At 73.6% G+C, this 18,642-nt stretch carries 19 protein-coding genes; 8 read left to right on the top strand and 11 right to left on the bottom strand.

Annotated elements, in window-relative coordinates:
• The first annotated feature begins 75 nt into the window (after nt 1–75).
• The 3 genes from IE245_RS16735 (at nt 76) to IE245_RS16725 (ending at nt 2,381) form a co-directional block, all read left to right on the top strand.
• Nucleotides 76–441 (top strand): YciI family protein, encoded by a 366-nt coding sequence (locus tag IE245_RS16735; RefSeq protein WP_189948188.1) that lies wholly within the window; start codon nt 76–78, stop codon nt 439–441.
• A 61-nt stretch (nt 442–502) separates the two neighbouring features.
• On the top strand, nt 503–1,714 hold the full coding sequence (locus IE245_RS16730) for an RNA polymerase sigma factor (RefSeq protein WP_189948267.1): 1,212 nt from the start codon (nt 503–505) through the stop codon (nt 1,712–1,714).
• 10 nt (nt 1,715–1,724) lie between these two features.
• Nucleotides 1,725–2,381 (top strand): hypothetical protein, encoded by a 657-nt coding sequence (locus IE245_RS16725; protein WP_189948186.1) that lies wholly within the window; start codon nt 1,725–1,727, stop codon nt 2,379–2,381.
• Here IE245_RS16725 and IE245_RS16720 read toward each other — a convergent pair.
• Complete coding sequence (locus tag IE245_RS16720; RefSeq protein ID WP_189948184.1) at nt 2,326–3,501, bottom strand: THUMP-like domain-containing protein; 1,176 nt, start codon at nt 3,499–3,501, stop codon at nt 2,326–2,328. The two genes, IE245_RS16725 and IE245_RS16720, sit on opposite strands and share 56 nt — an antisense overlap.
• A 126-nt stretch (nt 3,502–3,627) precedes the next feature.
• On the opposite strand from IE245_RS16720, the gene IE245_RS16715 reads away from it, so the two are divergent.
• Nucleotides 3,628–4,551: a polysaccharide deacetylase family protein gene (locus IE245_RS16715; RefSeq protein WP_189948182.1), complete on the top strand. Its 924-nt coding sequence runs from the start codon at nt 3,628–3,630 to the stop codon at nt 4,549–4,551.
• Here IE245_RS16715 and IE245_RS16710 read toward each other — a convergent pair.
• Nucleotides 4,542–5,087 (bottom strand): DUF6234 family protein, encoded by a 546-nt coding sequence (locus IE245_RS16710; protein WP_189948180.1) that lies wholly within the window; start codon nt 5,085–5,087, stop codon nt 4,542–4,544. The two genes, IE245_RS16715 and IE245_RS16710, sit on opposite strands and share 10 nt — an antisense overlap.
• A gap of 280 nt (nt 5,088–5,367) precedes the next feature.
• On the opposite strand from IE245_RS16710, the gene groES reads away from it, so the two are divergent.
• Both groES and groL read left to right on the top strand, forming a co-directional pair.
• Nucleotides 5,368–5,676, top strand: coding sequence for a co-chaperone GroES (groES, locus tag IE245_RS16705; RefSeq protein ID WP_004955293.1), 309 nt, complete (start codon nt 5,368–5,370; stop codon nt 5,674–5,676).
• 106 nt (nt 5,677–5,782) lie between these two features.
• Nucleotides 5,783–7,405: a chaperonin GroEL gene (gene groL, locus IE245_RS16700; RefSeq protein ID WP_189948177.1), complete on the top strand. Its 1,623-nt coding sequence runs from the start codon at nt 5,783–5,785 to the stop codon at nt 7,403–7,405.
• A 96-nt stretch (nt 7,406–7,501) separates the two neighbouring features.
• Here the strand turns inward: groL and IE245_RS16695 are convergent, their stop codons facing one another.
• The 6 genes from IE245_RS16695 to IE245_RS16670 form a co-directional block, all read right to left on the bottom strand.
• A complete protein-coding gene (locus IE245_RS16695) occupies nt 7,502–8,200 on the bottom strand; it encodes an ester cyclase (protein WP_189948175.1) in 699 nt (232 codons plus the stop codon).
• Nucleotides 8,201–8,253: 53 nt separating this feature from the next.
• On the bottom strand, nt 8,254–9,273 hold the full coding sequence (locus IE245_RS16690) for a hydroxyacid dehydrogenase (protein ID WP_189948174.1): 1,020 nt from the start codon (nt 9,271–9,273) through the stop codon (nt 8,254–8,256).
• A gap of 34 nt (nt 9,274–9,307) precedes the next feature.
• The gene (locus IE245_RS16685) at nt 9,308–10,156 is read right to left on the bottom strand and encodes a carbohydrate ABC transporter permease (protein ID WP_189948172.1); all 849 of its coding nucleotides are present in this window, start codon (nt 10,154–10,156) and stop codon (nt 9,308–9,310) included.
• On the bottom strand, nt 10,153–11,043 hold the full coding sequence (locus IE245_RS16680) for a carbohydrate ABC transporter permease (protein WP_189948170.1): 891 nt from the start codon (nt 11,041–11,043) through the stop codon (nt 10,153–10,155). The genes IE245_RS16685 and IE245_RS16680 overlap by 4 nt, the downstream gene beginning before the upstream one ends.
• Nucleotides 11,044–11,047: 4 nt before the next feature.
• A complete protein-coding gene (locus tag IE245_RS16675; RefSeq protein WP_189948167.1) occupies nt 11,048–12,364 on the bottom strand; it encodes an ABC transporter substrate-binding protein in 1,317 nt (438 codons plus the stop codon).
• 108 nt (nt 12,365–12,472) lie between these two features.
• The gene (locus IE245_RS16670; RefSeq protein WP_189948165.1) at nt 12,473–13,567 is read right to left on the bottom strand and encodes a substrate-binding domain-containing protein; all 1,095 of its coding nucleotides are present in this window, start codon (nt 13,565–13,567) and stop codon (nt 12,473–12,475) included.
• A 218-nt stretch (nt 13,568–13,785) separates the two neighbouring features.
• On the opposite strand from IE245_RS16670, the gene IE245_RS16665 reads away from it, so the two are divergent.
• Nucleotides 13,786–15,618 (top strand): DUF2264 domain-containing protein, encoded by a 1,833-nt coding sequence (locus tag IE245_RS16665; RefSeq protein WP_189948163.1) that lies wholly within the window; start codon nt 13,786–13,788, stop codon nt 15,616–15,618.
• On the opposite strand, the gene IE245_RS16660 is transcribed toward IE245_RS16665, so the two are convergent.
• The 3 genes from IE245_RS16660 to IE245_RS16650 all read right to left on the bottom strand — a co-directional run bounded on the left by IE245_RS16660 (nt 15,554) and on the right by IE245_RS16650 (nt 17,584).
• A complete protein-coding gene (locus IE245_RS16660; protein WP_189948161.1) occupies nt 15,554–15,982 on the bottom strand; it encodes a hypothetical protein in 429 nt (142 codons plus the stop codon). The genes IE245_RS16665 and IE245_RS16660 overlap by 65 nt on opposite strands.
• An 89-nt stretch (nt 15,983–16,071) precedes the next feature.
• A complete protein-coding gene (locus IE245_RS16655; protein WP_189948159.1) occupies nt 16,072–16,845 on the bottom strand; it encodes an SDR family NAD(P)-dependent oxidoreductase in 774 nt (257 codons plus the stop codon).
• Nucleotides 16,846–16,897: 52 nt separating this feature from the next.
• Nucleotides 16,898–17,584, bottom strand: coding sequence for an MOSC domain-containing protein (locus tag IE245_RS16650; RefSeq protein WP_189948157.1), 687 nt, complete (start codon nt 17,582–17,584; stop codon nt 16,898–16,900).
• A 91-nt stretch (nt 17,585–17,675) separates the two neighbouring features.
• Between IE245_RS16650 and IE245_RS16645 the strand changes: the two genes are divergently transcribed.
• Complete coding sequence (locus IE245_RS16645) at nt 17,676–18,575, top strand: LysR family transcriptional regulator (RefSeq protein ID WP_189948155.1); 900 nt, start codon at nt 17,676–17,678, stop codon at nt 18,573–18,575.
• Nucleotides 18,576–18,642: the final 67 nt, after the last annotated feature.

Raw genomic sequence — 18,642 nt, 5'->3', positions numbered from 1 at the left:
GATGCGCGCCCGGCCCGTTCGACGTAGGTGTGGAAGGCGGGGAACGGCCCCGCCCCCGCACCCCCAGGAGTCACCATGCCCCGCTTCCTCTCCCTCGTCCGCATCGAGGAGAACACCATCGACATGGAGAGCGCCGACCCCGGCTTCGAGGAGCGGATGGGCGCCCTCTTCGAGGAGATCACCAAGGCCGGCGCCATGGTGGACACCGCAGGACTGAAGCCGACCGCCGAGGCCACCCGCATCACCTGGTCGGACGGGAAGCTGTCCTTCACGGACGGCCCCTTCACCGAGACCAAGGAGGTCGTCGGCGGCTACGCGATGCTCCAGTGCAAGGACATGGCGGAGGCCGTCGAGTGGGGGAAGCGCTTCCTCGCCGTCCACCCGCCGCACTGGAAGGTCGGTCTGGAGGTCCGCGAGGTCGAGGAGACGCCGGAGGGCTGACCCGCGCCGTGCTGTCATATGAGGCGTGACGGTGGAGAGCACGCTGGAGACGGTCTTCCGGATGGAGTCGGCGCGGATCATCGCCACGGTGACGCGGATCGTCCGGGACGTCGGCATCGCCGAGGAGATCGCCCAGGACGCCCTCGTCGCCGCGCTGGAGCGGTGGCGGCGCGACGGCGTCCCGGACCGGCCCGGGGCCTGGCTGACGGCCACCGCCAAGCACCGGGCCGTCGACCTCGTGCGGCGCCGCGAGACGTACGCGCGCAAGCTCGCCGAGGTCGGCCGGAGCCTGCCCGGGGAGGCGTACGACCCCGAGCCCTCCGGCCCCGGGGACATCGACGACGACGTGCTGCGGCTCGTCTTCACCACCTGCCACCCGGTGCTCTCCGCCGAGGCGCGGGCGGCGCTCACCCTGCGGCTCGTCGGCGGGCTGCGGACGGACGAGATCGCCCGCGCCTTCCTCGTCCCGGAGGCCACCGTCGCCGCCCGGATCACCCGTGCCAAGCGGGCGCTCGCGAAGGCGGGGGTGGCCTTCGAGGTGCCGTACGGGGAGGACCGGGCCGCCCGGCTCGGCTCCGTCCTGGAGGTCGTCTACCTCGTCTTCAACGAGGGGTACGCGGCCACCGCGGGCGACGACCTGCTGCGGCCCGGGCTCTGCGAGGACGCGCTCCGGCTCGCCCGCGGGCTCGCCGCCCTCATGCCGGGCGAGAGCGAGGTCCACGGCCTCGCCGCGCTCCTCGAACTCCAGGCCTCCCGCGTCCCCGCACGCACCGGCCCCGACGGCCGTCCGGTGCTCCTCGCCGAGCAGGACCGGCGGCGCTGGAACCGTCTCCTCGTCCGGCGCGGCTACGCCGCCCTCGCCCGTGCCGGAGACGGACGCCGCTACGGCCCGTACGCCCTCCAGGCCGCGATCGCCGCCTGCCACGCGCGGGCGGCCTCGTACGGGGAGACCGACTGGACGACCATCGCCGGACTGTACGGCCGGCTGATGGAGCTGGCCCCGTCGCCGGTGGTCGAGCTGAACCGGGCGGTGGCCGTCTCGATGGCCGAGGGCCCGGCCGCCGCGCTCCCGATCGTCGACGCGCTCGCCGCCGAACCCGCCCTGGACCGCTACCACTTGCTGCCCAGCGTCCGCGGTGACCTGCTCGCCCGGCTGGGCCGGGTCGCGGAGGCGCGGGCCGAGTTCGCGCGGGCGGCGGAACTGACCCGGAACGAGCGGGAGCGGGCGCTGCTGCGGGGACGCGAAAGGGAGTTGGGGGAAGGGACGGCCTAGGGTGCTGCGTATGTCCCCGCGCATGCCCCTGCCCCCGCCGCCCCCGCCCGCCGAGCTCCGCAGCTGGCCCGACCGGGAGGCACTGCTCGCGGACCGGGCGCTGGCGGTGGGGGAGTTGACCCGGAGGCTGCTCGGCGGGGGGAGGTTCGCGCTGTTCGCCGGGGCGGTGCTGGTGCTCCAGCTCGGCTGGGGCATGGTCGGCGTGCTGCTCGTCGACCTCGGCCAGGGGGCGGTCCTCGACCCGATCACCTTCTTCGTCGGGCTGGTCGTCGCCGTCCTCGGCCTCGGGGTGATGGTCCCGGGCGTCTGGCTCGCGGTGCGCGGGGTGCGCCGCGACCGCGTGGTGCGCGCACGGCTGCTCGGCTGGGCCGCCCTGGACCGGCACGGGCCGACGGACGCGCGGCTGCGGGCGCCCGTCGCGAGCGCCTGCTGGATGGCGGTCTCCGCCGTCCTGTGCGGTCTGGGGCTGTGGACCGGCTTCGCCGTGCCCGCCGGGGCCGACCCGGCGGACGGCTACGGCCTGGTCGCGTACGGCATGGGCGTCGCGCTCATCCTCTGGATCAACGGTCTGATCGGGCTCTTCAAGGCCGTCGGGCACTACCGGACGGCGGTCAGGCTCGTGCCGGCCGGCCGATCAGCATCGTCGGGGCCCCCGCGACACGTGTGAGCAGGACCGTCGCCGCGTTCGGGCCCTTGGGCCGCACCTTGCGGCGGATCTCCTCGGGCTCGACGGCCGAGCCGCGCTTCTTCACCGTCAGGTTGCCGACCTCGCGCTCGCGCAGCAGGGCCTTCAGCTTCTTGAGGTTGAAGGGCAGCTCGTCGGTGATCTCGTAGGCGGCGGCGTACGGGGTGGGGCGCAACTCGTCCGCGGTGACGTAGGCGATCGTCGCGTCGATCAGGCCGCCGTCCAGCTCCTCGGCGGCCTCGGCGACCAGGTGGGCGCGGATGACGGCGCCGTCGGGCTCGTAGAGGTAGCGGCCGACGGGGCGGACCGCCGGGTCGGGCAGGCCCCGGCCGGTGAGGCTTGCGCCGGAGGGCAGCAGGGTGGCGCGGCGCGCGCCCGGCTCCGTACCGAACCAGAGGACGGCCTCCTTCACGTCCCCGCCGTCCGAGATCCACTCGGCCTCCGCCTCGTCGGGGACGGTCTCGTGCGGGATGCCGGGGGCGATCTTCAGGGCGGCGCGCGGGGCCTCGCGGGCGGCCTCCACGGCCCAGGAGAGCGGCGGCGAGTAGGCCTCCGGGTCGAAGACGCGGCCCCGGCCGCCGCGTCGGGCGGGGTCGACGAAGACGGCGTCGTACGGTGTCGTGTCGATCTCGGTGACGTCGGCGCACCGCACCTCGATCAGGCCGTCGAGGCCGAGCGCGGCGGCGTTGGCGCGGGCGACCTCGGCGGTGAGCGGATCGCGGTCGACGGCGAGGACGGAGATGCCGGCGCGGGCGAGCGCGAGCGCGTCGCCGCCGACGCCGGAGCAGAGGTCGGCGACCGAGCCGACGCCGAGGGCCTTGAGCCGGTTCGCGCGGTAGGCGCCGACGGTCGCGCGGGTGGACTGCTCGACGCCGTTCGGCGTGAAGTACATGCGGTACGCGTCCTCGGCGCCGAACTTCGCCACCGCGCGCTGCCGCAGCCGGGCCTGCCCGAGGGCGGCCGAGACCAGCTCGGCGGGGTGGTCGCGGCGCAGCCGGGAGGCGACCGCCAGCTCCTGGGCGGGGTCGTAGTCGCGCAGGGCGGCGAGGAGGGCCTGGCCCTCGGGGGCGAGCAGGGCGGTGAAGGCGGCGAGGTCGGTCACCGTCCCATTCTCCCTGTGGGCCGGGCGGGGGACGGTGGGGCCGGTACGGCGGTGTCGCGGCCGGTCGGGCGGGCCGCGCTGACAGGATGCGGCGCCATACCGGTCGTACGACAAAAGGAAGAAATGATGGCAAAGGGTCCTTCGCGTCGTGCCCTGGGTGCCGCGCTCCTCGTCGCCGCGCTCACCTCCACCGCGGCCTGCTCCGGCGGCGCCGACGGCCCCGGACGGGCCGCCGCGGGCGCCCCCGCCCCCGCCGCCGGCCAGCAGGCCCCGGCGAAGACCGCCGCCCAGCTCGCCCGGGAGAAGGAGGCGGCCCTGGCGAAGCGGCGGGCGGCACGGGCCGCCGCCGCGAAGAAGTGGGGGCTCAAGCTGGCCCCCCTCGAAGCACCCGCCCCGCCGAAGACCAAGCCGAGGATCACCACCCGCAAGGGCTTCGAGACCGACGGCGAGGGCCTGCCGCCCGTCTTCACCACCGTCCCCACCAAGGAGAAGGTCGTCTTCCTGACGATCGACGACGGTGCCGAGAAGGACCCCGAACTCATCCGGATGATGGCCGACCTCGACATCCCGTACAGCGCCTTCCTCAGCGACTACGTGATCAGCGACGACTACGGCTACTTCGCGAAGATGCGGAAGTCGCAGCCGCGCGGGGTCGCCCTCCACAACCACACCCTGAACCACAAGTACCTGCCCGGCCTCTCCTACGCCCGCCAGAAGCGGGAGATCTGCGGGATGCAGGACGTCATCGAGAAGAAGTACGGCGAGCGCCCCGAGCTCTTCCGGCCGCCGTACGGCAACTACAACGAGGACACCCTGCGCGCCGCGAAGGCGTGCGGCGTCAAGGCCGTCCCGCTCTGGGCCTCCGAGGCCTTCTCCGACCACATGGAGTGGCGCGAGTGGGACCGGGACCTGCACCCCGGCGACATCGTCCTCACCCACTTCCGCGGCGAGGAGGACTGGAAGGGCAGCATGCCGGACATGATCCGGCGGGTGATGAACGTGATCACCTCGAAGGGATACGCCGTCGCCAAGCTGGAGGACTACGTATGAGCGGGCCCGGGTCGAACCGGCTCCGGCCGCTCGTGATCGCCGCCCTCCTCCTCGGCCTCACCGGCTGCGCCTCCGCCGTCGACCCGCTCGAACGGCTCGGCCGCAAGGCGGTGGAGCGGGTCACGGACCACGGCCCGGACGGGCAGGACGTCCGCGCGGACCGTCCCCGGCGCTGACGCCCCGGGCGCGGGGCGCCCCCCGGGCCGGGAGGCGCCCTCGCGCAGCCGGTCCTCGGCCACGGAGAGCAGGGCGGCGCCGGCGAGCAGGACCGCCACGACGATCTGCGTCCCGCCCGCCCAGAACCACCCCCCGCGCCACAGTGCCACGCCGGACAGGGCGATCAGCGCCATCGCCGCCACGAGCCACCAGGGCGACGGGACGCTCGCGGCCCGCTGCCCGGGGTGCTCCGGGGCGCCCGAGCCCAGCGCCGCGAGCGCCGACAGGAACAGGAGCATCCCCAGCGCGGCGGCGTCGACCACGAGCAGCACCACGGCGAGGACGACGTCGAAGGCGGTGGGGGGACGGGACGGGTCCATCCCCGCACCCTCGTACGGAACCCGGAACTCCGCGCGCGCGTTTCCCGGATCGAGACCCGACCGCGGCTCCGCCGGGACCTCCCGGGGGCCGCCACGGAGTGAGGAATTGGCACTCCGCTTGACCGAGTGCTAATCGCGGTCATAGTCTCGGCTCTGGCACTCCCCACCGGAGAGTGCCAGGACAGCGACGGGCAGGTCCGGCACCCGCGACGACGGATCCCAGCTGGTCGCGACCCCAGACAGTTAACCCCGCGAGATCTCCGAAGGGGGAGGTCGGATCGTGACGACCGCCAGCTCCAAGGTTGCCATCAAGCCGCTTGAGGACCGCATCGTGGTCCAGCCGCTCGACGCCGAGCAGACCACGGCCTCCGGCCTGGTCATCCCGGACACCGCGAAGGAGAAGCCCCAGGAGGGCGCCGTCCTCGCCGTGGGCCCGGGCCGCTTCGAGAACGGCGAGCGCCTGCCGCTCGACGTCAAGGTCGGCGACGTCGTGCTCTACAGCAAGTACGGCGGCACCGAGGTGAAGTACAACGGCGACGAGTACCTCGTCCTCTCGGCCCGCGACGTGCTCGCGATCATCGAGAAGTAAGACGACGTACCTGCTTTGAACCGCGCCCCTGACCCCTTGATTACTTGGGCGTCCAGGGGCGCGGTTTGTTTTCCCACACGATTTCCGAGAGGGCTGAATCGCTCCCATGGCGAAGATCCTGAAGTTCGACGAGGACGCCCGTCGCGCCCTTGAGCGCGGCGTCAACAAGCTTGCCGACACGGTGAAGGTGACGATCGGCCCCAAGGGCCGCAACGTCGTCATCGACAAGAAGTTCGGCGCCCCCACCATCACCAACGACGGTGTCACGATCGCCCGCGAGGTCGAGATCGAGGACCCGTACGAGAACCTCGGCGCCCAGCTCGTCAAGGAGGTGGCGACCAAGACCAACGACATCGCGGGTGACGGCACCACCACCGCCACCGTGCTCGCCCAGGCGCTCGTCCGCGAGGGTCTGCGCAACGTCGCCGCCGGCGCCTCCCCGGCCTCCCTGAAGAAGGGCATCGACGCCGCCGTCAAGGCCGTCTCCGACGAGCTGCTCGCCACCGCGCGCCCGATCGACGACAAGTCGGACATCGCCGCCGTCGCCGCGCTCTCCGCCCAGGACCAGCAGGTCGGCGAGCTCATCGCCGAGGCCATGGACAAGGTCGGCAAGGACGGTGTCATCACCGTCGAGGAGTCCAACACCTTCGGCCTGGAGCTCGACTTCACCGAGGGCATGGCCTTCGACAAGGGCTACCTGTCCCCGTACATGGTGACCGACCAGGAGCGCATGGAGGCCGTCCTCGACGACCCGTACATCCTGATCCACCAGGGCAAGATCTCCTCCATCCAGGACCTGCTGCCCCTCCTGGAGAAGGTCATCCAGTCCGGTGGCTCCAAGCCGCTGCTGATCATCGCCGAGGACGTCGAGGGCGAGGCGCTCTCCACCCTCGTCGTCAACAAGATCCGCGGCACCTTCAACGCCGTCGCCGTCAAGGCCCCCGGCTTCGGCGACCGCCGCAAGGCGATGCTCGGCGACATGGCTACCCTCACCGGTGCCACCGTCATCGCCGAGGAGGTCGGCCTCAAGCTCGACCAGGCCGGTCTCGACGTGCTGGGCACCGCCCGCCGCGTCACCGTCACCAAGGACGACACCACCATCGTCGACGGCGGCGGCGACTCCGCCGACGTCGCGGGCCGCGTCGCCCAGATCAAGGCCGAGATCGAGTCCACGGACTCCGACTGGGACCGCGAGAAGCTCCAGGAGCGCCTCGCGAAGCTGGCCGGCGGCGTGTGCGTGATCAAGGTCGGCGCCGCCACCGAGGTGGAGCTGAAGGAGAAGAAGCACCGTCTGGAGGACGCCATCTCCGCGACCCGCGCCGCGGTCGAGGAGGGCATCGTCTCCGGTGGTGGCTCCGCGCTCGTCCACGCCGTCAAGGTCCTGGAGGGCAACCTCGGCAAGGAGGGCGACGAGGCCACCGGTGTCGCCGTCGTCCGCCGCGCCGCCGTCGAGCCGCTGCGCTGGATCGCCGAGAACGCCGGCCTGGAGGGCTACGTCATCACCTCCAAGGTCGCCGAGCTCGACAAGGGCCAGGGCTTCAACGCCGCCACCGGCGAGTACGGCGACCTGGTCAAGGCCGGCGTCATCGACCCGGTGAAGGTCACGCGCTCCGCCCTGGAGAACGCCGCGTCGATCGCCTCCCTGCTCCTCACCACCGAGACCCTCGTGGTGGAGAAGAAGGAGGAGGAGCCGGCGGACCACGGTCACGGCCACGGTCACTCCCACTGACGTTCCCACGTCACGAGGCCCGGTGCCCCCGTCGCGGGGGCACCGGGCCTCGCCCGTTCCTCGGGGCGCGTCCGCGCCGGGCCCGCCCCTCGGCCCTCAGGTCTCGACCGCGCCGAGCCGGTTCATCAGCCCGAGCAGGTCGTACTGCCACCAGCCCTCGGCGATCTTCCCGTCGTCGCGGAAGCGGTGGAGGGTGGTCCCGGTCATGGTGACCTCCATGCCGGTCGGCTGGAGGCCCATGAAGTCCCCGACATGGGTGCCGGTCCACGTCCAGCGGGTGCACACGCGGTCGCCCTCCGCGATCTGGTCCTCGACCGCGAACGCGAAGTCGAAGCCCGCGCGCCACTCCTCCACCTCGCGCCGGACCGCGTCCATCCCGAGGACGTCCTGCGGGTTCGTCGGATCGTGGTCGTGGTAGCCCTCGGCGAGGACGCCGTCGAGCAGGGCCAGGTCGGTGCCGTCCGCGAGCATCCCGAACAGCTGCCGCGCGTTCGCTTTGTACAGCGCCTCGTCCCGGACCACGTCCAGGTCGGTGAAGGTGGGCATCTCGTCGCAGAGGGCGACCATCTCCCGGAAGATCCGGTCGGTCTCCGGCAGCTGGGAGTTGCGCATCGCCACGTCGTACGAGGGGAACTCCACGATCTCCACGACGTGCTGGGCGTCCGACCGGTCGGTGCCGACGACGGCGTGGGTGGCGGTCCGTTTCCCCCGGGTCTGCTCGACCCAGCGGTCCATGAGCCGGTTGAGCTCCTCGACCTGGCTCGTCCTGCAATCGATGATCTGCACGAAGGTCATGGCCGCCTCCGACCGGGCGAAGCCGCGGGTGGACCCCTCCAGTCTAGGCCGGTCTAGGCCGAGTGCGTCAGGTCGGCGGCCCTGACCTCCTCCACGAAGGGCTCGCCGCGGGCGTAGCGGACGATCTCGTCCAGAGCCTGATCGGCCATCCGGTGCAGCTCGTTGCCGAGGGAGCCGGCGATGTGCGGGGTGAGCAGGACGTTGGGCAGGCTGTAGAGCGGGGAGTCGGGCGGCGGCAGCTCGGGGTCGGTGACGTCGAGGACCGCGTGGAGGCGGCCCGCGGTGAGGTGCGGCAGGAGGGCGTCCTCGTCGACCAGGGAACCCCGGGAGGTGTTGATCAGGGTGGCGCCGTCAGGCAGGGCGGCGAGCTGGCGGGGGCCGATCATGCGGTACGTGGACGGGAGCTGCGGCGCGTGCACGGAGACCACCGAGCTGCGGGCGCAGAGTTCGTCCAGGCCGGTGAGGGCCGCGCCCGGCGGGGCCGCCGTCAGGTACGGGTCGTGGAGCAGCACCTCGACGTCGAAGGGGCGCAGGAGGTCGACGACCCGGCGGCCGATGCGGGAGGCGCCGACGATGCCGACCGTGCGGCGGTAGTTGCCCCAGGCGGCGGACTCGGCGAGCCAGCCGTGGCCGGCGCGGAGTTCGGCGTACCGCCGGGCCGCGGGCAGCACCCGCTTCCCGGCGAAGAGGATCGCGGCGAGGGTGTACTCGGCGACGGGGAGCGCGTTGGCGGCGGCGGCGCTGGTGACCTTCAGGCCGCGCTCCCAGCAGGCGTCGGTGATGTGGTGCTTGACCGAACCGGCCGCGTGCACCACGGCCTTGAGGCGGGGGGCGCGGGCGAGCACCTCCGGGGTGAGCGGGGTGGCGCCCCAGCAGGTGAGGAGGAGTTCGGCCTCGGCGAGGGCGGCGGCGGCGCGGGGGCCGGGGGCGGTCAGGTCGTGGGCGACCAGGTACGGGTCGGTCCGGGTGAGGGCCGCGAGACGGGTGCGGTGGGCGTCGGTGAGGAGGCGGTCGGCGACGCCGGGGCCCATCGCGAGCAGCAGGGCGGGGCGGTGGTCGGTGGTCGGGTGCATGGTGGGAGGTGAGCTCCTCACGTGACGGGGCTCCTCACTTGACGCTGCCGGCGGTGAGGCCGGCCCTCCAGTGGCGCTGGAGCGAGACGAAGGCGAGGACGAGGGGGACGACGGCGAGCAGGGAGCCGGTGACGACCAGGGGGTAGTAGTCCGGTTCGGCGTGGGCGTTGCTGTTCCACGCGTACAGGCCGAGGCTCAGCGGGAAGAGCTTCTGGTCGGAGAGCATCACCAGGGGGAGGAAGAAGTTGTTCCAGACGGCGGTGAACTGGAAGAGGAAGACGGTCACGAAGCCCGGCATGACCGTGCGCAGACCGATCGACCAGAAGACCCGCAGCTCGCCGGCGCCGTCGATGCGGGCGGCCTCCAGGACCTCGTCGGGGACGTAGGCGGCGCACAGCACCCGGGACAGGTAGACCCCGAAGGGGTTGACGAGGACCGGGAGGAGCACGGCGGCGTAGGTGTTGACGATCCCCAGGTCGCTGGCGAGCAGGTACATCGGCAGGGCGAGCGCGGTGGTGGGGACGAGGACGCCGAGCAGGACGAGGCCGAAGAGCTTCTCCTTGCCGCGGAAGTCGTAGACGTGGAAGGCGTATCCGGCGGCGACGCTGATCAGCGCGCAGGCGGCGGCGCCGACGCCGGCGTAGAGGAGGCTGTTGAGGTACCAGCGGAAGTAGACGCCGTCGTTGTACGCGGCGAGCCGGGCGAGGTTGCCGCCGAGGTCGAAGCCCTCGAAGGAGAAGGCGTCGCCGGCGAGGAGGCCGCCGGCGTCCTTGGTGGCGGCGGTGACCAGCCAGACGAGCGGGAAGAGCATGTAGCAGGTGGCCAGGAGGAGGACGCCGTTGACGGCGCCCTTCGACAGCCAGCGGGAGCGGGGGGTGCTCATGCGGCCTTCTCCTTCCGGTCCCGGGTGAGGCGGGTGACGGCGAAGGAGAGCAGCGCGGCGGTCAGGGCGAGCAGGATCGAGGCGGCCGCGGCCAGGCCGTAGTCGTTGCGGTCGAAGGCGGCGGAGTACGCGTACATGTTCGGCGTCCAGGTGGAGGTGACGGCGGAGCCCGTGCCCCTGCTGAGGATCAGCGGTTCGGTGAAGAGCTGGAGGGAGCCGATGACGGTGAAGAGGCCGACCATCGCCAGGGAGCCGCGGAGCAGCGGGACCTTGACGGAGAAGGCGGTGCGCCAGGCGCCGGCGCCGTCGACGGTGGCGGCTTCGAGGACGGAGCGGTCGATGGCCTGGAGGGCGGCGTAGAAGATGATCAGGTTGTAGCCGAGCCACTCCCAGAGGGCGATGTTGACGACGGACGGCAGCGCGCCCTCGGGGGAGAAGAAGTCGAAGCCGATCCCGCCGGCCTCCATCGCCTTCACGACCGGGCTGAGTTGGGGCGTGTAGAGGTAGACCCAGATCAGCGCGGCGATGATGCCGGGCACGGCGTGCGGCAGGAAGAGCGCGAGCTGGAAGAAGCGGCGGGCGCGGGCGAGGGCGGAGTCGAGGAGGAGGGCGAGGCCGAGGGCGCCGCCGAGCAGCAGCGGCAGGTAGAGCAGGCAGTAGCCGAGCAGCACGCCGAAGCCCTCGCGGAAGGCCCGGTCACCCAGTGCCGTGGCGTAGTTGCCGAGGCCGGTGAAGACGGTCTCGGAGCCGCCGAAGCCCAGTCCCGACTGCTTCTCGGTGAAGAGGCTCAGCCAGACCGCGTAGCCGATCGGCACCACCAGCACCGCGGTGAAGAGCAGGAGGAAGGGGGTCAGCAGGAGTGCCGCGGCACGGGTGCGGGCCTTCACGCGCTCAGCCCTCGACCTTCAGGCCGCGCTTGGTGAGCTCGGCGACGGTGGCGTCGTGGCCGGCCTTCACCGCCTCGGCGAGGGTGGGGCCGCCGGGGGCGACGGCGCCGAAGCGGTCCTTGATGGCGGTGTTGGTGGTGCCGGTGGTGGGGCCCCAGGACCACCGCGGGGAGATGGAGGCGCCGGCCGCCTCGAAGAGGGCGTAGATGTCCTGGCCGCCGTAGTAGCCGGCGTCGAAGGCCTTCTTGGCGGCGGGACGCAGGGCGGTCGCGGCGGGGAAGGCGCTGGAGGTGCCGGAGGCGATGCGGGCCTTCACGCCCTCCTCGGTGGTGGTCATCCACTCCGCGAACTCGACGGCGGCCGCCTTCTTCGTGCTGTTCTTCGGCACGGCGAAGGTGGAGCCGCCGAGCATCCCGGAGGCGGGCCTGCCGTCCCAGCTCGGCACGGGGGCGACGGCCCACTTGCCGGACTGCTCGGGGAGGGTGCCCTTGAGGACGCCGGCGCCCCAGGAGGCGCCGAGGTAGCCGAGGGTGGTGCCGTTCTTGAGGGAGCCGGTCCACTCGGGGCTGAAGGAGGCGTTCTTGTGGACGAGTCCGTCGTCGAGGAGGCCCTGCCAGTAGGCGGTGACCTTGGTGGTGGCCGGGTCGGTGGTGTCGACCTTCCAGGTGTCGTCCTCGGCCTTGAACCACTGGGCGCCGGCCTGCCAGGCCATGGCCTCGAAGGTGGTGGGGTCGTCGGGGAAGAAGGTGGCGATCCTGGCCTTCGGGTCGGCCTTCTTCACCCGCTCGGCGGCCTTCCGGAAGTCGTCCCAGGTGGCGGGGACCTCGATCCCGTGCTTCTCGAAGAGGTCCTTGCGGTAGTAGAAGGCCTGCGGGGCGGCGTCGAAGGGGACGGCCCAGGACCGGCCGCCGAGGGTGGTGAGGTCGACGGCCTGGGGGAGGAACTTCGCGCGGTCGGCCTCGGTGAAGGCCTCGCCGATGTCCTGGAGGGCGCCGGAGGAGACGAACTCGGGGAGCGAGGGGTACTCGATGGAGACGAGGTCGGGGGCGTTGCCCGCCTTCACGGCGTTGGAGATCTTGGCGTAGCCGCCGGCGTTGCCGGAGGGGATCTCCTCGAACGTCACCTTGATGTCGGTGTGGGAGGCGTTGAAGGCGTCGACGACGTCCTTGGTGCCCTTGGCCCAGCCCCAGAAGGTGATCGTGACGGGCTCGCCGTCGGCGGAATCGGTGTCGTCACCGCCCCCGCCGCAGGCCGTGAGGACGGCGAGGGCGGTGGCGGTGCCGGCTATGACGCGGGTCGTTCTGCTCCAGCTGAGGCTCACGGCACGGCTCCTGATCGGCGGCGCGGACGGGGTTGGCCGTGATCCTGGGACCGTTCCTGAGCGAAGTCAAGAGCGAAAGATTGAATGATCGAAAAAAGATCAGATCGATCAGAGGGCGGGAGCCGGGCCCGGGGCCCCGCACGAGGCCCGCACCCGCAGCCGGGGCAGCAGGCTCACGTGCCGGCTCGCCTCCTCCTCGCCCCCGCTCCCGGTCAGCCGCTCCACCAGCAGCTCCGTGGCGTGCCGGCCCACCTGCCGCTTCGGCGGGGCGACCGCCGTCAGCGGGGTGTCGGCGAGGGCGGCGACCTCGTCGTCGTACGCGATGAGGGCGAGGTCCTGCGGGACCCGCACGCCGAGCGGGGCGAGCCGCTGGGTGATCTCGATCGCGTCCACGTCGTTGTGGACGAGCGCCGCGCTCGCCACACCCGAGCGGACCGCCTCGTACAGCGCCCGCACCGCCCGCTCGAACCCCTCCGGATCCGCCTCGGCCGGCACGGACTCGATGACCGGCAGCGGCTGCTCCAGCCCCAGCACCGCCAGCGCCTCCGCGTACCCGGCCCGCACCGCGAGCGCGGTCGGCGAGTCCCCGCGCGCCACCAGCAGCGGGGTGGCGTGGCCGAGCCCCAGCAGGTGGCGCAGGGCGAGCAGCACCCCGTGGGCGTGGTCGGAGGAGACCCGGTCCAGGCCGTCGAGCGGGCCGCCCGGCTCGGCGCGCCGCTCCAGGAGCACCGCCGGCACGGGCAGCTCCGCCAGCCAGCCGCCGTACGCGAGCCGGTCCTCGGGCCCGCGCCAGCCCGGTGCCACCAGCACGCCCTCGGCGCCGGCCGCGAGCAGCCCCTCGGTGCGGGCCCGGTCCTCCTCGGGGCGGTAGTCCGAGATCCGCAGCACCAGCCGGGCGCCCGCCCGGGCCGCCGCCTCGTGCGCACCCCGGATGACCTCGGCGAAGTAGTACGTGGCGGAGGGCGCGAGCAGGCCGAGCACCAGACCCTCGCCGGCCGGGGCGCCGGGCACGGCGGCCCGGGGCCAGGAGACCTGGCCGTGCACCCGGTCGAGCAGTCCGCGCGAGGCGAGCGCCTCGGCGTCGCGGCGGGCGGTCACCGGGGAGACCCCCAGGAGGCCGGCCAGTTCGGCGACGCGGACCGTGCCGCGCTCGCGCACCAGGTCCAGCAGTCGGGCGTGTCGTTCGGCGGCACTCTCGCGCACGTGCGGTTCCCCCTCGCGGTGGTGGTTCCCGGCCCGGCGGCGGTGGTTCCCGGCCCGGGGTCCCTTGACCTTAGACGAAATGATCGAACGACGGGAGTTTCGATCATTCGCTCCGGATCCCTTGACGATTCGATCAGCCCCCGCCGAGGATTCCGGCGACCGCCCGAAGCCGCGCCCGGGCGCCGGCGCCGCGGCCCCCACGGATCCCAGGGAGCATCATGCCCACGCCGCCCGAGGACCGTGAGCTCAGTCCGTACACCGGCTGGACCCGCGCCCACTGGGAGGAGGCCGCCGACCGGCTCCTGCTCGCCGTCCGCCCCCACGCCTCGCCGCGCGGCGCCCTCGTCGGCCTGCCGGGACCCCGCCCCAGCTGGTCCGGCGCCCGCTCCGACGGCCTGGAGGGCTTCGCCCGGACGTTCCTCCTCGCCGCCCTCCGCGTCGCCGGGGCCCGCGGGGCGGACCCGCACGGTCACCTCGACCGGTACGCCTCCGGCCTCGCCGCCGGCACCGCGCACCCCGGCCGCGAGGACGGGGAGTCCTGGCCCCTGATGGCCGACACCCGCCAGGCGGTCGTCGAATCCGCCTCGATCGCCCTCGCCCTGCGCCTCACCCGACCCTGGCTCTGGGACCGGCTCGCCGCCCCGGCCCGCGAACGCCTCGTGCGGTGGCTGCTCCCCGCCCTCGGCCCGTCCCCCGTCGACAACAACTGGTGGCTCTTCGGCCTCACCGTCGCCGGCTTCCTCCGCGACGCCGGCGTCGAGGCCGACCGCGCCGCCGCCACCGTCGACCGCTCCCTCGCCCGGATCGAGGAGTGGTACCTCGGCGACGGCTGGTACAGCGACGGCGACAACCGCGCCTTCGACCACTACAACTCCTGGGCCCTGCACCTCTACCCCGTGCTCCACGCCCACCTCGCCGGCGACCGCGCCCTCCTCGACCGGTACGGGCCCCGGCTCCGCGCCCACCTCGCCGACCACGCCCACCTCTTCGACGCGAACGGCGCCCCCGTCCCCTACGGACGCTCCCTGATCTACCGCTTCGCCGCGGCCGCCGCCCCCTGGCTCGGCACCCTCACCGGCCACACCCCGCTCACCCCCGGCGCCACCCGCCGCCTCGCCTCCGGAAGCCTGCGGTACTTCCTCGACCGCGGCGCCACCGACGCCGAAGGACTGCTCACCCTCGGCTGGCACGGCCCCCACCCGCCGCTGGTCCAGGCGTACTCGGGACCGGGTTCCCCCTACTGGGCCGCCAAGGGCTTCCTCGGGCTGCTGCTCCCACCGGACCACCCCGCCTGGACCGACCCCGAGGAACCCCTCCCGGCCGAACGCGCCGACACCGTCCGCCCCCTGGGCCCCACCGGGCTCCTCGTCCAGACCACCGCCGCCGACGGCCTCGTCCGCCTCCACAACCACGGCAGCAACCACATCGCCGCCGGCGGCGAGGACGGCGACGACCCCGGCTACGCCCGCTTCGCCTACGCCACCCGCACCGGCCCCACCGGCGCCCCCGACCCGGCCGACAACCACTTCGCCCTGCTCGGCCCCGACGGCACGGCCACCCACCGGGGCCGGGCCGAACCCCTCACGGCCGGCCCCGACCGGGCCGCCTCCGCGCACACCCCGCTCCCCGGTGTCCGGGTCGTCTCCACCACCGTCGTCCACGGCCGCGCCGAACTCCGCGTCCACGTCGTCCTGGGCGCCCCGGAGGGGACCCCCGTACGGCAGACCGGCTGGGCCACCGCGGAAGGACCCGGCGCACCGGTCTCCCAGCTCCACCCCGTCCACGGCTACGACCCCGAGGTCACCGCCCTGGCCACCGGCGCCACCCTCCAGGGCCCGGCCCCGACCCGTACCCCCGCCGTCCACGGCACCACCCGGGGTCCCGTCTCCCTCTTCGCCGCCCTCGCCTCGCTCACCGGCGAGCCCGACCCGGCCCCGGCCGCCGCCCTCGCGGAGGTCCGCGTCCTCGGCGGCACCGTGCTGAGCGTCAGCTGGTGGGACGGTGCCTCGGCGCGCCTCGACGCGGCGCCCGGCGGTCCGACCACACGGTGACCAGCGCCTGGGCCAGCAGGGTCGCGGAGAGACAGCCGCCCGCGACCATGACCGTGCCGACCAGGTAGAGACCGCTCGCGTCGTCGGACCAGTCGAGGAACGCGGCGAGCGCGAGCCCGGCCGAGGTGCCGAGCGCGCCGTCCCGGCCGTGCCCCCGCACCGCCGCCCGGACCACCGGCACCAGCAGCGTCAGCGCGAGCCCGACGACCTGCCAGGTCTCGTACGGCCCCGTCTCCGAGCCGTCCGGATGCACGTCCCGCCTCTGGTCCCAGCCCAGCCAGGCGGCCCAGGAAGCCATCGCGAGGAGGGCCGTCACCACACCGGCCGGGGAGAAGGCACGCGGACGCCGAAGAATTCCGTTCATGTGTCCGAGATTCGTGCACGCGGCCGGGATCGCACAGGCGGGAACGTACTCAACCGCCTCTGAGTACCCGTGAGGAACGACGGACGTGCCTACTGGGGCCCGTACTTCCGCCCGGCCTTCGACGACACCCCGCCGAGCAGCGAGCGCGGGGCCAGTTTCACCACGCCCATGAGGGCCTTGTAGCGCGGGTCCGGGATCGACACGGTCCTGCCCCGCGCCAGGTCCGCCAGGGCCGCCGACACCAACTTGTCCGCGTCGAGCCACATCCAGCCCGGGATGTTGTCCGTGCCCATCCCGGCCCGCTCGTGGAACTCGGTGCGCACGAAGCCGGGACAGAGCGCCATCAGCCGCACCCCGCTGCCCGCGAGGTCCTTGGCCGCGCCCTGGGTGAACTGCACGACCCACGCCTTCGAGGCGCCGTAGGTGCCGCGCGGCACGAAGGCGGCCACCGAGGCCACGTTCACCACCCCGCCCCGCCGGCGCTCCCGCATCGCGGCGGCCGCCGCCGAGGTCAGCCGGAGCACCGCCTCGCAGTGCACGGTCAGCATCTTCAGCTCGTCGGCCATCGACACGTCGAGGAAGCGGCCCTTGTTGCCGAAGCCCGCGTTGTTCACCAGCAGGTCGACCGGGCGGCGCGGGTCGGACAGCCGGGCCTCGACCGCGGCGATCCCCTCCTCGGTGGAGAGGTCCGCGGCGAGCACCTCGGCCTCCACCCCGTGCCGGTCGTGCAGCTCGGTGGCCTGCTCCCGAAGGCGCGACCGGTCCCGCGCCACCAGGACGACGTCGTGCCCGTCGGCCGCCAGCCTGCGCGCGAAGGCGGCTCCGATGCCGGCGGTGGCTCCCGTGATCAGTGCAGTGGTCATACCGGAACCGTAGTGCCCGGAGGCGCGCCGCCGGCCCTCCCGCGGCCCGGCGTCAGCCGGCGTACTTCTCCGCGTACGCGCGGGCGAGGTCGAGCAGTCCGGACTCCATCCACTCGGCGGCCACCAGCGTCTCGGCCAGCCGGTGCCGCTCGGTGGTCGCCGCGCGGTGCAGGAAGGCGACGGTGACCGCGTGGTCCGGCCGGTGCACCACCGTGACCGGGTCGCCGGCCCGCACCTCGCCCGGCTCGATCACCCGCAGCAGCGCGCCGGGACCGGCCTCCGTCCGCGTGAACCGCTTCACCCACCCCCGGGAGTCGATCCCCCGCTCCTCCAGGTGGCCCTGGAAGGTGCGGCAGGGGATCCGGCCACCGGTCACCTCGACGACCACGTCCTCGCCGATCCGCCAGCGCTCGCCGATCAGCGCCCCGTTCACGTCCACGCCGCTCGTCGTCAGGTTCTCCCCGAAGGAGCCGTTCGCCAGCTCGTGGCCCAGCTCCCGCTCCCAGCGGTCCAGGTCCTCGCGGGCGAAGGCGTACACCGCCCGGTCGGCGCCCCCGTGGAAGCGCAGGTCGCACACGTCGTCCCCGGCCACCCCGCTCGCGCCGACACCGGTGGGCCCCGGTGACTGGATCCGTACGGGTCCGTCGACGGGCCGCTTGTCGATGCCCGTCCTCCCGGCGGGGGAGTCGGTGTAGCCGACGTTCTTCGCCCGGCCCGCGTTCACGCTCAACAAGGTCATGCGGGCAGCCTAGGCGGGCCCCTTCCACCCCACCTCAAAGTTTTGATCGAACATTCGCCGTCGGACCCAAGCGTCGCTTATGCTCGGATCCATGATCGAGGCACGCCACCTCCGCGTCCTGCGCGCCGTCGCCGCCACCGGCTCCTTCTCCGCCGCCGCCCGCGAACTGGGCTGCACCCAGCCCGCCGTCAGCCAGCAGATGAAGGCCCTGGAGACCTCGGCCGGCACCCCGCTGCTCATCCGCACCGGCCGCGAGATGCGCCTCACCCAGGCCGGCGAGGTGCTGGTCCGGCACGCGGCCGGCATCCTCGCCGGGCTCACCGCGGCCGAGGAGGAGGTCGCCGCCATCGCGGGCCTCCGGGCCGGCCGGGTCCGCCTGGTCTCCTTCCCCAGCGGCAGCTCCACCCTCGTCCCCACCGCCCTCGCCGCCCTGCGCGCCGCCCACCCCGGGACCCGGGTGTCCCTGGTCGAGGCCGAACCCCCGCGCTCCGTCGAGATGCTCCGCGAGGGCGACTGCGACATCGCCCTCGCCTTCCGGTACGGCTCGTCCCACGCGCCCGGCGAGTGGGACGACCTGGTGGTCCGTCCGCTCCTCACCGACCGGCTCGTCGGCCTGGTCCCGGAGGCCCACCCGCTCGCGGACGCGGGCTCCGTCTCCATCGCCGAGCTGGCCGGGGACTCCTGGATCGCGGGCTGCCCGCGCTGCCGCCGCCAGCTCGTCGACGTCTGCGAGGAGGCCGGCTTCGCCCCGCGCATCGACTTCGCCACCGACGACTACCCGGCGGTGGTGGGCCTGGTGGGCGCGGGGCTCGGCGTGGCCGTCCTGCCGGAGCTGGCCATCGAGTCCGTACGGCCCAAGGGGGCGCGGACGGTCGCCGTCGAGCCCGCGGTGGAGCGGGAGATCGTGGCGCTGACGCTGCCGGACCTGGCCCAGGTCCCGGCGGTCGCGGCCACCCTCGACGAGCTGACCCGCGCCGCCACGCGCGCGTAGCGCGTCTCCCCGGGGCCTCGGGGAGCCTCTCGGGGATTCGGTCGGACCCGGGGTCCCGGCCTATGCC

It is taken from the genome of Streptomyces roseolus, assembly GCF_014649855.1.
Classification (GTDB): Bacteria; Actinomycetota; Actinomycetes; order Streptomycetales; family Streptomycetaceae; genus Streptomyces; species Streptomyces roseolus.
The sequence above is the reverse complement of the archived record's forward strand: the minus strand, read 5'-3'. Positions and strand labels throughout refer to the sequence as shown.

Excerpts from the sequence above, each read along its gene's own strand:
- IE245_RS16655 (WP_189948159.1), bottom strand. The coding sequence starts at position 16,845 with ATGACCACTGCACTGATCACGGGAGCCACCGCCGGCATCGGAGCCGCC.
- IE245_RS16725 (WP_189948186.1), top strand. The coding sequence starts at position 1,725 with ATGTCCCCGCGCATGCCCCTGCCCCCGCCGCCCCCGCCCGCCGAGCTC.
- IE245_RS16690 (WP_189948174.1), bottom strand. The coding sequence starts at position 9,273 with ATGCACCCGACCACCGACCACCGCCCCGCCCTGCTGCTCGCGATGGGC.
- IE245_RS16710 (WP_189948180.1), bottom strand. The coding sequence starts at position 5,087 with ATGGACCCGTCCCGTCCCCCCACCGCCTTCGACGTCGTCCTCGCCGTG.
- groL (WP_189948177.1), top strand. The coding sequence starts at position 5,783 with ATGGCGAAGATCCTGAAGTTCGACGAGGACGCCCGTCGCGCCCTTGAG.
- IE245_RS16650 (WP_189948157.1), bottom strand. The coding sequence starts at position 17,584 with ATGACCTTGTTGAGCGTGAACGCGGGCCGGGCGAAGAACGTCGGCTAC.
- IE245_RS16685 (WP_189948172.1), bottom strand. The coding sequence starts at position 10,156 with ATGAGCACCCCCCGCTCCCGCTGGCTGTCGAAGGGCGCCGTCAACGGC.
- IE245_RS16665 (WP_189948163.1), top strand. The coding sequence starts at position 13,786 with ATGCCCACGCCGCCCGAGGACCGTGAGCTCAGTCCGTACACCGGCTGG.
- IE245_RS16735 (WP_189948188.1), top strand. The coding sequence starts at position 76 with ATGCCCCGCTTCCTCTCCCTCGTCCGCATCGAGGAGAACACCATCGAC.
- IE245_RS16660 (WP_189948161.1), bottom strand. The coding sequence starts at position 15,982 with ATGAACGGAATTCTTCGGCGTCCGCGTGCCTTCTCCCCGGCCGGTGTG.
- IE245_RS16730 (WP_189948267.1), top strand. The coding sequence starts at position 503 with ATGGAGTCGGCGCGGATCATCGCCACGGTGACGCGGATCGTCCGGGAC.
- IE245_RS16695 (WP_189948175.1), bottom strand. The coding sequence starts at position 8,200 with ATGACCTTCGTGCAGATCATCGATTGCAGGACGAGCCAGGTCGAGGAG.
- IE245_RS16715 (WP_189948182.1), top strand. The coding sequence starts at position 3,628 with ATGGCAAAGGGTCCTTCGCGTCGTGCCCTGGGTGCCGCGCTCCTCGTC.
- IE245_RS16645 (WP_189948155.1), top strand. The coding sequence starts at position 17,676 with ATGATCGAGGCACGCCACCTCCGCGTCCTGCGCGCCGTCGCCGCCACC.